We start from the raw sequence: 13,032 nt of genomic DNA on the forward strand, positions 1-13,032 counted from the left end.
CCTTTCAGCCTGAAACCGCCGCGCGCACCCGTACCCGACGGCGTCCCGTGGCCACCTTGGCCAACGGAATATCCCAGACCACCCGCACGTCCACAGACTCATCCCAGACTTCATCCCGTTCAATCATCTCAATCAATGGCTGAATGTAATCCCGATAACGTTCAAACACCGGCAGGCCGGACAGATTTGCCAGGTTGCGCAGCGCAATCGCCCGCAACTCTGTTGGATCCGCACGGTAAAAGGCGGTCTGCAGATGCGCGTCGTACACGTCGACGACCGGAAGCTCCCGGTGATGCGCGGCCAATACGCACGCGAGACAGAAGGCCGCCGTGGTCACGTCTCTATCCACAAGAAAGCTCGCGGGCGTGCGATACTCAAATCCCCAGCTTTTGTAACGCACGTCCCCCAAGAACCCGTATCGCGGCCTCCGCAGCACCGATGTCTCCGGATTTTCGACCAACACCAGGGGCAGGCCCAGGTAGTTGTCGAGCACGCGCACGAAATGGCTGGACAGAGGAACATGGGAAAAATGAATGTGGCCGCCGGTGCAATACGGCCGAAAGGGCATGCTGCCCGCCCGCCACTCCACACCTTTGCGATTGATGGTCAGTGCCGCTTCCGTCATCAGGTCGCGCAGACGCTTGACCACCACGAGCGGGTTGCTGTCCGGATCTGGACGCAATTCCAAAAGCGGCAATCGTCTCCCGTCCATGCGAACGCTTCGGTCGTCACAACCAATGGGCCCTCTGCGGCCAAAGTATTTGCTGGCCAGCACCATTTTTCCCGCGGGATTACGCAACATCAGTTCCATGTCGGTGCCAAGTTGGACGCCATTGTACGTATCCGGCGCCTGCTCCTCGCTGCGCACGAAGGCGTCCACCGCGTCCGCAAACAGTTCCAACAACCGTCCCGTGAGGACCGGGCTCGGCGTCACGTCCAGCACAGAGAGCATTCCCTTGCCGGACACACCGATGCTGACCAGTCCAAAGTCCAGTCCCAGCGCGTGCACCGTACGCATCGCCAAGCGGACCGCCCGTCGGGTCAAGCGCTCTTCCTCCAGCGGCACTTCAGTAAATGACTCCTGAACACGTTGAATGCGTTGATTAATCCACGCGGAACCACCGTCGCTGCGGAAGCAGGCCAGCGGCGCCATATTGAACACCGGAATGCGAAACTGGCCGTGAAACCGCTCTTCTCCGTCATCGCGAGTGTGTTCGCGGGCCGCGCGAATCCCGACTCGGCGCAGGAAGCGTGCCATGGCCACTCGGGAACGCGTACGGGCAACCGCTTGGGCAGGGTTGAGGACGCGGCCGAGGACCGGATCCGCTTCCCGCGCCGCCCCCCAGCGCAGGATGACATCCTTGGCTCCCACCGCGCTGGCGGAGACGTATGCCTGCAAGGCGCTGACCCGCCGTAACAGCCTTTTGGCGGAGGGCTGCCCCGCATGCAACAGATAGCAGGCCATGCGCGATTTCCCCTTTCCCAAACGGAAGTTTAAATCTGCTTGGCCACGTGCATCGCGTATTGCATCGGCCTGATGAAAGCCAGCTCGGTCAATTCCTGGCGCCCTCTGGAGGTCTGAGGTGTCTTCCAAGGCTTGGAGTTGACCTCAATTACCCAGACCCGTCCTTCCTGATCAATCCCCAAATCAATGCCCAGCTCCGCAAACGACTTGTCAGCCCCCCTTTCCACCACATCGACCACATGCCAGGCGGTACGACGGATTTGGCGCAAGAGACGCCCCGTCTTGGCTCCCCGTCCGGCAATCTGGGAAAGCACGGCTGGTACCGGATACGCCTCCCCGCCGCTGCTCAGATTGGAGGTGACTTCTCCCGACCTTGCCACGCGGGCAAACATTTTGGTGCGACGCCACTGACCGCTTCCGTCCCGCTGCATCAAGATGCGAATGTCAAACGGCCGCCGGTGCACGGTCGCTAGAACCAGACCCTGCTGCAACAGGTAGGGCCGAGATTGGAGCCGTGGCTTCAAGCGCTCAACCAATTCTTCGGCGCTGGCAGCAAAGGCGCCTTGGGCAGGAGCGTGTTTGCGTCGCATGGTCCACTGATACCCATCTCCGCTGCGCTCTACCCGGATGACCCCAAGCCCCAAGCTTCCATGCACCGGTTTCAAGTACGTCAACGGAAAACGAGCGATGAACCCCGCGGCGGCCGCCGACGTCGTGTAACGAGCGGTCAACGGAACCCAGGCGCGGGTGCGTCGATTGGCCGTCAACCATTCGTGTACCTGCCACTTGTCGAAGAATCCATCATTGAAGATGCGCTCCCCGTACATTTTCGACAACTCCCGCCGCACCTTGGCCGCGCCCGAGCGGCGTTCAGCTTTGCGCGAGATGACCTGGTCATAAATCACGTCCGGCATCGGCAACTCACTGGGTTCCCACCGGTCGGTCCGCAGCACATAACCGCGGATCCTTCCTTTCTTCACATCCACGTCGTCCGCGCGGAAAAGGCAGCATACCGCCCCGTCAGCGGCGGCGGCGGCTGCCAGTTTGTCGAGCAAAGGCTGCTGTTGGCTGGGCTTGAGGCGCGCTTTACGCGCGTCCCAGCGGGGATTGCACAGGATGCCGATGATAGGACCCAGGCGCAGTTTCCCATTGACAAAGAAAGCAGTCAACTCATCCCGCAACTCCGTGATGGCGAGTTCCTGGGCAAGTTTACTGCTGACCTGGACGGTGCCCTCTGGCACCGCATCATCCACAGAAAGCGGCACGCTGAAGGTCTTACCGGCGCACACAAGGTCGCAGGATGCCGCCGCCCTCCCCAGCAGGGTCTGCGCCGTACGGGGATGGAGACGCAGCAAGGAATACGGACTCGGAAACCACTCCAGCGTCAGGCGCCCGTCCGCGTCCATCCGCTCCGCCCCTTTCCCATCAGGTCTACTCCCGAAACCCGGCTGCGTTGATAGCATATTCGAGCCAGTTTCGTAATGACATTTCCCGCACATCGGTCCCCAGCAATCTAAGCATCCGCCTACCCGGAGTCGGATTGACCTCGAGCAGATAGACCTGGCCCTGGGGCGAAATGGCCAGGTCAATGCCCAACTCGACAAACGGATGGTGCAAGCGAGAGAGGTGACAAGCCACCTCCTTCACCACGTCGTCGCAATTCTGCAGCAGGCTTGGTGCATCCAACCCTAATTGACATAACACCGATTCCGCCGTCGCTGGCCGGCCGCCTGTATGCAGGTTTGTCGTCACCGCCCGGGTCCGACCAACGCGGGCGATGCGCGCCGTCACCACAGGGTCAGGAATAAACTGCACCAGCCAGCGAAAGTCCACAGGTTGTCCGTTCGGCAACCGGCAAACGGGTATGGTCTGCTGCACGATGCATGGGGTCAAGCGGCGTGTGTTCCAAAACCGCCGCACCGCCCGCTCGCCGTCCAGACGCCGCCGCACCACTTCCATCTTCCTCCCCAACTTGGTCCGGCGTGTCCTGTTAAACGTGACCTCCCAGCTTTGATGGCGCCGCAGCACACGAACGATGGAAGCGCCGCGGGCGCGGCGTGTCGGCTTGACATAAGCATCGCCAAGTTCGGCCGTTGTGCGGACAATCTCATCCACGGACCGAGCTGGACGGGTCAGCGGCAAATAGGAAGACAAACTGGGGGCCTGGGAAAGTTCCTGGTGTACCCGCCATTTGTCTCCGTATTCGGGCGCCAATGTATGCAACCGACCGGCCGCAGCCAGGTGCCGCAGCTCACGCTGAGCTGTGGCTGGCGCCGAGGGGAAGCTGGCGGCCCGGCGGAGGACGATGTCCGGGAGAGGCACCGGCTGCGCTTGCCAGCGACGGCTGTTCAGGTGATACCGCCAGCCCACGCCCGTGTCCAAGAAGCCCGGGGTCAACACCACCACATCCACTCCGAGCTCTGCCCCCAGTTCCACCAGGTCCTCCAACATCCGGGTTTGGGAGGCAAACGGCCGCCCCTCCGACGCTCGAGTATACACTCCTAAACATGGCCCCAATCGCCACCCGTCCGCTTCGAGTTTGCGGTGCAAACACAGATTGGCCGGCAGCCGCAGCTGCCGGCTTAGACTTTCGCTCACTCGACAAGTCATCGGCTGGGCGGGGTCATGCGTAAGCGACGCAGTCTGGACGGGGGGCGGATCGGCAGGATACGCGATAGCGACCGTTCTGTCGCCGTAACGCACCGTGCGCGGCAAGGGTTCACTTCCCGCATCCATTTGTGCACCGGACAAATCTGTATCGACCATGACCTTCAGCAGCATACGCACTCCCCCTTCCCGTTCCGACAAAAAGAGGGCGCTCCCACGCCCCGAGGGTGCACGACCGATTTTCAGTCTTCAATCTCGACCTCTTCCAATACCTCGTCTTCTTCCGCAAAGTCGTCGTCCTTCTTCTCGGGCAGTTCCGCCGTGACCACGCACAGTTTGGTCTGGCCAATCAGTTCGACCCCAATCTCCTTCTCCACGCGCACAAGAATCTCCGATCCGTTTCCGGTAATGGTGGCGTCAAGGCAGTTGGGGCTCTGGAGAACCCGCACCTCGACCTGCCGACTGTCCCGCTCGCATGCGGAATCCAGGTCGCGCAGGGCGATTTGCTCTACATACGATACAGTATCCTTGGCAACCGCCGTTTCGGAGTTGCCATTGTACGAGTACCATACATTGATGTCGAAACGCCCGTGCACCTCGACATAGTCTCCAACCAACTCGGCGTCATAGTGGTGGTTCATCACCCAGCACCCGCCAATGGTGCTGGGCCGGTTGGTCGGACGAACTGTGTACGTGGTTTGTGAATACTTGCTGCCACGCCCGCATACCGCGTTGGCGACGATCTCACGGTAATTCAAGTCTTTCGCTGAGAGTACCATGCGGTAACCTCCTTCTTTTCCCGGACTGTCAGCCGATTCACGCGCCGCCCCGCCCAGGCCGGGTTAGTTCATCAGTATGCAAACTGCCCATGGGAGGTGCAAAAAAGGGCAGCGTCCGGAGGTAACCGGCACACTGCCCAGAGAACGCGAAAATGAGGAGAAGGGCACCGTCTGACGTCACGACGCGGCCGCGAACCACCGCGTCACCCATAGACTCATGAATAAGACTCATGGAGACGAACAGACGGCTCTTATTTATCTCTGTGGATTAGGTGCGCGACTGCGCACGCAAAACCTGCATCAAAAACCGCTCCAGATTCTCAAACAGCAGCTTTTCCGCCAGACGTCGTCCGTAGCGCTCGCGCAGCCGTTCCGAAAGTGCATTGTAATCCTCCATGTCAGCCAATCCCGGAACGGGATGAGAGGTCCCGTCAAAATCAGACCCAAACCCCACATGGTCCTCGGCGCCCAATTGCAACAGGTGATCGATGTGCCGCAAGACCGCCTCCACACCCAGGTGCTCGGGCTCGGCCACAAACGACCCTTCAAACGTCACCCCAATCCAACCGTCGCGCTCCAGGATCTCATGAATTACCTCATCGGTCAGGTTTCTGGGATGAGCGTACACGCTTCGAGCATTGGCATGGGAAGCCATCACCGGTCCATCCGAGACGCGCAGGGCGTCCGCCGTACTCTGGTCTCCTAGGTGGGCCAGATCCAGCCACATGCCGAGCCGCGCCATCTCTCGCACCAGCTCTCGTCCCCGTTGCGTGAGCCCGGCGTTGCGGGTCTCCAAACATCCGTCGGCAAATTCGTTACCATCATTCCAGGTCAACCCCACACCCCGCACACCCAGACGGTGGAGCACACGCAGCAAAGAGACCTGACCGCGCAAACACCCGGCCCCCTCCAACGACAACAAAGCCGCCACTTGACCCGTACCGTGGGCCTCGGCCAGACTGCGCGCATCCGTGGCTATGTGGACACTCCCAGGCCGCACGACCTCTCGGTAGAACACATCCAATGAGCGCATCACCTGTTCCAATTGAGCACCGGGGGACTGCCGCGGGGAACTGAACAGGGCGAAGACCTGGGTGCGCACATGACTCGCGCGCATGCGCGCATAACTGGCCATCAAGGGGGAGTCTCCGTAAAAAGGATGACCCTGTTCATCCATTCGCCACAGCACGTCCACGTGCGCGTCCGCCACCGGTATAACCGACAACGCAGGTTCTCCTTTCTTTATCTGGGCTCCACAATCAGTTTGATGGCGGTGCGTTCCTCCCCATCAATGACGATGTCCGTAAACGCAGGTATACAGATTAAGTCCACCCCGCTAGGCGCTACAAACCCACGGGCAATGGCTACAGCTTTGACCGCCTGGTTGAGTGCACCTGCCCCGATGGCCTGAATCTCGGCGGATCCACGTTCTCGCAAAACTCCTGCCAAGGCCCCTGCTACAGAGTTGGGATTGGACTTGGCGGACACCTTTAATACATCCACGCTCGGATGACCTCCTTCGGGAAAACCTCGGGACTAGGACATTATATCGATATTCACAGATTCCCGAATGATTCCTTGCAGCGTGGAAAATCCTCGCCGTTCGTAGACCCTCACGAGTCTTCATAGATGCAAACCCGTTCAATGGCAACCGCCTTGCCCGTTTGCTCATGCAGATCGATGAGGACCGCACAGAACTGGCACGGACCCTCGGCCACGGCGAAACGCTCCGGCATCTGCGTCAACATCTTGCGGAGTATGCGCGACCTGTCCATACCGAGAATGCCGTTGCGTGGTCCGACCATTCCCACATCGGTGATCATGGCCGTCCCTCGCGGCAAAATCCGTTCGTCCGCTGTCTGCACATGCGTGTGCGTGCCGATAACGGCCGACACACGACCGTCCAGATGCCAGCCCATGGCCAGTTTTTCCGATGTGGTTTCAGCATGCATATCCACAATCACGTGCTGCACGTCCCGGTGCCCATCCAGGATCTCGTCCACAGCTCGAAACGGGCAGTCCAATTGACTCAAGAAGGTTCGGCCCATCACATTGATAATGAGAACAGATTTGCCGTTGACCGGGCACACGGTATAGCCGCGACCGGGCGTGCCCGGCGGAAAGTTGGCCGGGCGGACGATACGGGCGTCTGTATCGATATACTCCACCAGTTCCCGCTGGTCCCACGCATGGTTGCCGAGCGTCAACAGCTCCACGCCCGCTTCGTACAGTTGCTCCGCCACACGCGGAGATAACCCGCGGCCGCTGGCACTGGCGTTTTCTCCATTGGCCACAACCAAGTCGGGTTGCCAGTCTGGCAGCCGCCTTGCCAGCACCTTTTCCGTAAACTCCAAACCAGGCCGGCCGACGACATCGCCGATAAACAACACGCGCACACCTACGCCCTCCTCCAGGCAGGCCCCCCGTTCAGCCCGATAAAGCGGGAAAAAATAGAGTAGCCGAAAGGCTACTCTATTTTGCGTATTCCACGGCTCTAGTTTCTCGAATCACAGTGACTTTGATTTGTCCAGGATAATCCAATTCATTCTCGATCTTTTTCGAGATCTGCTTCGCGATGCGAATCGATTCCGCGTCATCCACCACTTCCGGCTTTACGATGATGCGGATTTCACGTCCCGCCTGAATCGCATAACTCTTCTCCACGCCTTCAAACGATTCGGCAATCGACTCCAACTGCTCCAAACGTTTCATATAGATGTCGAGTGTCTCCCGACGCGCACCGGGTCTGGCCGCGGAGACGGCATCGGCAGCTGCGACAATCACAGCAACCGGGGACGTAAACGGCACATCTCCATGGTGCGCAGCAATCGCGTTGATTACGACCGGGTGTTCTCGGTACCTCTTGGCTAGATCGACCCCAATCTCCACGTGTGAGCCTTCCACTTCGTGGGTGACCGCCTTGCCGATGTCGTGCAGCAACCCGCCTCGCTTGGCCAACTGCACATCGAGACCGAGTTCTGCCGCCATCAAGCCTGCCAAGTGTGCGACTTCGATGGAGTGTTTGAGCACGTTTTGACCGTAACTGGTGCGGAATTTCAGACGCCCCAGTAACTTTACCAGGTCTGGGTGCAATCCATGAACGCCTGTCTCAAAGGTCGCCTGCTCTCCGTCTTCACGGATCAATTCGTCGATGTCACGCCGTGCCTTCTCCACCATCTCCTCAATTCGCGCCGGATGGATACGGCCATCCGCGACCAACCGCTCCAGCGCCACGCGTGCCACCTCACGACGAACCGGGTCGAACCCTGAAAGGATGACAGCTTCCGGGGTATCGTCGATGATCAGATCAATCCCCGTGAGTGTCTCCAACGTCCGGATATTACGCCCTTCGCGACCAATGATGCGCCCTTTCATCTCATCGTTGGGCAAGTTCACCACCGACACGGTGATCTCCGCCGCGTGATCCGCAGCACACCGCTGCACCGCGGTCGCGATGATATCCCTTGCCTTTTTTTCCGCTTCCAGCCGCGCCGCCTGCTCAATCTCCTTCATCAGAACGGCAGCATCATGACGACTTTCTCGCTCCACAGCGGACAGAATCATCTCGCGAGCGCTCTCCTGAGTCAGTCCCGAGATGCGCTCCAATTCAGCGACGCGCTGTGTATGGAGCTGCTCGATTTCAGCTTCGAGAGCTTGGATGCGCCGCTCCCTGTCTTTCAGTTCCTCCGCCTTTTGCTCCTGAACTTCCAGTTTGCGGTCCAAAGCCTCTTCTTTCTGCAACAGACGACGTTCCAGCTTCTGAATCTCATTCCGGCGCTCCCGGATGTCCCGCTCTGCTTCGTGGCGCATCCGATGCGCTTCTTCCTTGGCTTCCAACAAGGCTTCCTTTTTCTTGGCTTCCATGTCGCGCCGCGCCGACTCCAAGATCTCAAGCGCCTTGGACTCCGCGTTGCCGATCTTCGCCTCCGCGAACGCACGCCGGACGACGTAACCAACTCCAAAGCCGACCAACAATGCCACGACAGCAACTGCTGCCGCGACGACAATCACAGCAGTACTGGACATGGATTTGCCTCCTTGCTCACCGCCGCGAACCGCCACGCAAGCAGGTACGCCATGGCGACACCACAGTTCGAGCTAGAGGCCGTAAATGATACGCATTTTCATTCTATATTTTGATGAGAAGGGATGTCAAGGTGAGGAAAACGGCCGTCTCCGACCGTGGAAACGGCCGCCGAAACCGCCCTCTAGAGAGGCAGCGACTCGAGATGGCGAGGGACGAACGCGCATCTCAGCTTTGGGCAGCCAACGGTGCCGGCGTAGGCCGCCCCGTCTCCGGTGCCCCGCCTCCCTCGCTCGCAGGGTGCGACGCCTCGTCCCCAAGGATGCGGGAGAGAATGGCCTCTTCAAACCCGTCGAACGCTGCCGTCCGCCGCCGCGGCCGCTCCAAGTCGATGCGCACATCCATAGCCACCCTTCCCGCTTCCAGCAAAAGCACCCGATCCGCCAGCATCACTGCTTCTGAGATGTCGTGCGTGACCAAGATGGCCGTAAATCCCCGTTCCAGCCAGGTGCGTTCAATCAACCGCTGCATCTCAAGGCGGGTCAGTGCATCCAGCGCCCCGAGCGGTTCATCCATGAGCAGCAGACGCGGCCTCCACACCAAAGCTCTGGCGAGGGCCACGCGCTGTTTCTGTCCTCCCGACAGTCGGGCCGGCCACTCCCGCGCCTTGTCCGCCAGCCCCACCCACTCCAAGGCCTGCTCAGCCTCCTGCCGGAGCTCGGCGGGGAGACCTAAGGCCACGTTCTCGACCACGCGTTGCCACGGCAGCAATCGCGCATCTTGAAACACTACGCGCGTGCCTGGCGTAAGCCCCTCGATCCTTTGCCCGTCCACCCGCAACGTGCCGTTGTTGGGTTTATCCAGGCCGGACAGGATGCGCAGCAGCGTACTCTTGCCACACCCCGATTTTCCGACCACCGCGATGAATTCGCCCGCTTTCACCGTAAATTCCAGGTTGTTGAGCACCCGATTCGCATCAAACTGGCGGACAACATCGTCAACCTCAACCCGGGCGCCTGTCGTATCCCGGTCGTCACCGTCATTCAAGAAGCGGCGTTCAGGAACTGTGGATGCCATATCAGCCACCTCCGTTCCAGCATGCGTGCCACCATGTCAGACAGTGCTCCCAGCAGTGCATAGAGCACGATGCTCAGCACCACCACGTCCATCTGCATAAACTCACGCGCGTTCATCGCCATGTAGCCGATGCCGCTGTTGGCCGCAATCGTTTCCGCGACAATCAACGTGGTCCACATGATGCCCAGGGCATAGCGAAGCCCAACCAGGATAGACGGCAGCGCGCCCGGAAAAATGATACGGCGATACAGCGCAAAGGTTCCTAATCCGTAAATCTTTCCCATCTCAATCAATCCCGGGTCCACCGAACGAATGCCATGGTAGGTGTTCAGGTACATAGGAAACAAGACCCCTAAAGCCACAAGAAAGACCTTCGCTACTTCCCCCACGCCAAACCACAGAATCACAAGTGGCAAAAGCGCCAGGTGTGGGATGGTCCGAATCATCTGCAAAAGCGAGTCCAACAGGGTTTCGGCAATCCGGAACACACCGCAGATAAGTCCCAACACCAATCCCAAACTGCCACCTATGGCCAGCCCAAGAAACGCCCGACCCGCGCTGACCGCCAAGTCACTGGCGAGCACACCGCTTTTCGCCAACTGCACCGCAGCCTTCAGGACGAGCCAGGGAGTCGGCAGCACACTCCCCGGTAACCATCCACAGGTCCCCGCCACCTGCCAGGCCAGTATCACGAAGGCCACTACGGCCAATCCGGCTGGCCGCTGCGTCGCGAGGACCCGCATGCGCAGCCGTCTGTTCATGAGTTCACCTCCGAAATGGGAGCAGGTATCTGCTCATTGGCCACAATCTCCCCGCAAGGCCCCTGCAACCGAGGCTTCCCCAAACCCGATTTGATGCCCAACTTGGGGAACAGCAGTTCCGCTACGCGGTACGCTTCCTCCAAATGCGGATAAGCAGAGAGGATAAACGTGTCAATTCCCAATTCACGATATTCATCCAAGCGGGCGGCCACCGTGTCGGGGTCGCCAACCAGCGCGGTACCAGCACCGCCTCGGACCAATCCCACACCGGCCCACAGGTTGGGGCTGATCTCCAGCTGCGCTCGGTTGCCCCGGTGCAGTTGCACCATCCGACGCTGTCCCTCCGAGTCGTAACGGGCAAACACCCGTTGCGCCTGGGCTATCGTTTCCTCGTCCAAGTATTGTATCCACTCCTCCGCAGCGCGCCAGGCTTCTTTTTGGGTCTCGCGAACGATGACATGCACCCGCAGACCAAATTGCAATCGCCGGCCGCGGGCCTCCGCCAAATGACGGACGCGGGAAATTTTCTCCTCCACCTGGCGTGGGGGTTCACCCCAGGACAGGTACACATCCACGTGTTCGGCCGCCACTTCCTGCGCGATCGCGGACGATCCGCCAAAATACAGCGGCGGATGCGGGGACACGAGTGAGGGAAAGAGCAGCCTGGCGCCTTCGACGCGCAGGTGACGGCCCTGATAATCCACCGTTTCCCCGGACATCACCCGCCGCCAAATGGCCAGAAACTCCGCCGTCAGCCGGTACCGCTCATCGTGTTCCAAGAACAATCCGTCCCCCGCGAGCTCGGCCGGATCGCCTCCGGTGACCACATTGAGCAGCAAGCGACCTTGCGACAAGCGATCAAAAGTAGCAGCCATACGGGCTGCTACGACCGGAGACATGAGCCCTGGCCGCAGGGCCACGAGGAACTTCAGGCGTACCGTCGCCGGCATCAACGCCGCAGCCATAATCCATGCGTCCTCACAGGAGCGGCCGGTCGGCAAAAGCACACCGCTGTAGCCCAGGGCATCGACAGCCTGGGCGATTTGTCGCGCATACGCCAGATCCACGCTGCGTCCACCATATTGGGTTCCCAAGTAACGCCCGTCGCCGTGGGTGGGGATAAACCAAAACACGTCCATACTATCACCCTCCATTTTGGGGAAGCACATCTTGCGCGACATGGATGGACTTCGGAATCAGACCGAGGCGATAAAACGTGTCGGCGATGTCCTGCTGCTGAACCGTCTTTTTGTCCATCGGTTGCACGCCGTATGTCCGGCGATTGGCGGCCACCAGCAGCGTCTTCTCGTCGATGCCGAGCTGCGGAGCCAGCAGGCGCGCCACCGCAGCTCGATGAGTCTTGGCCCAAGCGTCCGTCTCCGACAGGTCTCTCAAGAAAACCTTCACCACGGCCTGGTGCTGAAGCGCCCAGGTGCGGGAAGCCAAATAGAATTCGTGGTTTTGTACCACCCCTTCGCCGTCCGCCAGTACCCGCGCGTGCAGCTGCGATTCAGCCACGGCAAAGTACGGATCCCAGATGACCCATGCGTCCACGCTGCCCCGTTGAAAGGCTGCCCGTGCCTCGTCCGGCGCCAGGTAGACCGGCTGAATGTCGCTGTATTTCAAGCCGGCCCTTTGCAACAGCTTCACCAGCAGGTAGTGCACGTTGGACCCTTTGTTCAAGGCAATCTTCTTGCCCTTCAACTGTGCCAAGGTGTGAATCGGAGAACCTTTCGGTACAAGAATCGCCTCGTTGTGCGGGCTGGCGGGCTCATGGGCCAGATAGACCAAGGAGACATCACCCGCCTGCGCAAATACGGGCGGCGCCTCCCCGGCGTGTCCAATGTCGATACTGCCCGAGCGCATCGCCTCCAGGAGCTGCGGGCCACCTGGGAACTCGGTCCAGTCGACTCGGTATCCGATTTTCTTCAAATCCTTGTCCAGGGTGCCTCGGGCCTTCAGGATGTTCAACGTTCCGTATTTCTGGTAGCCAATGTGGACAACGCCACCTGTACCCGCACCGCTGTTCGACGTGGTGCCTCCCGCTTGCTCGTTGCCGCCCGCGGTGCCGCAGGCGGAGACCACCGCGCACAGGCCCAGCACGGATAGCGCGGCTGCGAAACGCTTGACTGCTCCACGGGCACCAATACCGAGTCGCCATCCGTGATGCGGGATTCCGAACCTAGCTTTGCGTCGTATCAAGATCCTTCCCTCCTTTTAACGCCATCCCGGTCGGCTGCCGGTCGATGAATCTTCACCATTTGCTCACCGTCCCAACAACCCGCTCTGTCCAGCGCATTCCGCTCGCAGCCACACGTG

The 13,032-nt window shown here is 60.1% G+C and carries 12 protein-coding genes; all 12 read right to left on the minus strand.

Annotated features, from left to right (window positions below):
* Positions 1 to 4: 4 nt before the first annotated feature.
* The 12 genes from ASH01S_RS00140 to ASH01S_RS00195 all read right to left on the minus strand — a co-directional run bounded on the left by ASH01S_RS00140 (position 5) and on the right by ASH01S_RS00195 (position 12,861).
* Positions 5 to 1,465 (minus strand): putative amidoligase domain-containing protein, encoded by a 1,461-nt coding sequence (locus ASH01S_RS00140; protein WP_067921613.1) that lies wholly within the window; start codon positions 1,463 to 1,465, stop codon positions 5 to 7.
* A 29-nt stretch (positions 1,466 to 1,494) separates the two neighbouring features.
* Positions 1,495 to 2,871, minus strand: a complete 1,377-nt coding sequence (locus ASH01S_RS00145; RefSeq protein WP_067921616.1) for a YheC/YheD family endospore coat-associated protein — start codon at positions 2,869 to 2,871, stop codon at positions 1,495 to 1,497.
* Between the two features lie 25 nt (positions 2,872 to 2,896).
* Positions 2,897 to 4,246 (minus strand): YheC/YheD family endospore coat-associated protein, encoded by a 1,350-nt coding sequence (locus tag ASH01S_RS00150; RefSeq protein WP_067921619.1) that lies wholly within the window; start codon positions 4,244 to 4,246, stop codon positions 2,897 to 2,899.
* A 68-nt stretch (positions 4,247 to 4,314) separates the two neighbouring features.
* Positions 4,315 to 4,851 carry an outer spore coat protein CotE gene (cotE, locus tag ASH01S_RS00155; protein ID WP_067921622.1) on the minus strand — a complete coding sequence of 179 codons (537 nt, stop codon included), beginning with the start codon at positions 4,849 to 4,851 and terminating at the stop codon, positions 4,315 to 4,317.
* Between the two features lie 268 nt (positions 4,852 to 5,119).
* Positions 5,120 to 6,076, minus strand: a complete 957-nt coding sequence (locus ASH01S_RS00160; RefSeq protein ID WP_245628868.1) for a dipeptidase — start codon at positions 6,074 to 6,076, stop codon at positions 5,120 to 5,122.
* Positions 6,077 to 6,093: 17 nt separating this feature from the next.
* Complete coding sequence (gene spoVS, locus ASH01S_RS00165) at positions 6,094 to 6,354, minus strand: stage V sporulation protein SpoVS (RefSeq protein WP_026962035.1); 261 nt, start codon at positions 6,352 to 6,354, stop codon at positions 6,094 to 6,096.
* Positions 6,355 to 6,464: 110 nt separating this feature from the next.
* Positions 6,465 to 7,247, minus strand: a complete 783-nt coding sequence (locus ASH01S_RS00170; RefSeq protein ID WP_083516673.1) for a TIGR00282 family metallophosphoesterase — start codon at positions 7,245 to 7,247, stop codon at positions 6,465 to 6,467.
* 76 nt (positions 7,248 to 7,323) lie between these two features.
* Entirely contained in the window at positions 7,324 to 8,877 is a 1,554-nt protein-coding gene (gene rny / locus ASH01S_RS00175; RefSeq protein WP_067921627.1) for a ribonuclease Y, read from the minus strand.
* 226 nt (positions 8,878 to 9,103) lie between these two features.
* Positions 9,104 to 9,952 carry an ABC transporter ATP-binding protein gene (locus ASH01S_RS00180; protein WP_083516674.1) on the minus strand — a complete coding sequence of 283 codons (849 nt, stop codon included), beginning with the start codon at positions 9,950 to 9,952 and terminating at the stop codon, positions 9,104 to 9,106.
* Positions 9,919 to 10,695, minus strand: a complete 777-nt coding sequence (locus tag ASH01S_RS00185; RefSeq protein WP_217996286.1) for an ABC transporter permease subunit — start codon at positions 10,693 to 10,695, stop codon at positions 9,919 to 9,921. The genes ASH01S_RS00180 and ASH01S_RS00185 overlap by 34 nt, the downstream gene beginning before the upstream one ends.
* Positions 10,696 to 10,709: 14 nt before the next feature.
* A complete protein-coding gene (ssuD, locus tag ASH01S_RS00190; RefSeq protein ID WP_067921632.1) occupies positions 10,710 to 11,852 on the minus strand; it encodes an FMNH2-dependent alkanesulfonate monooxygenase in 1,143 nt (380 codons plus the stop codon).
* A 4-nt stretch (positions 11,853 to 11,856) separates the two neighbouring features.
* Positions 11,857 to 12,861, minus strand: coding sequence for a sulfonate ABC transporter substrate-binding protein (locus tag ASH01S_RS00195; protein WP_067921882.1), 1,005 nt, complete (start codon positions 12,859 to 12,861; stop codon positions 11,857 to 11,859).
* Between the last annotated feature and the right edge of the window lie 171 nt (positions 12,862 to 13,032).

The organism is Alicyclobacillus shizuokensis NBRC 103103 (genome assembly GCF_001552255.1).
GTDB lineage: Bacteria > Bacillota > Bacilli > Alicyclobacillales > Alicyclobacillaceae > Alicyclobacillus_G > Alicyclobacillus_G shizuokensis.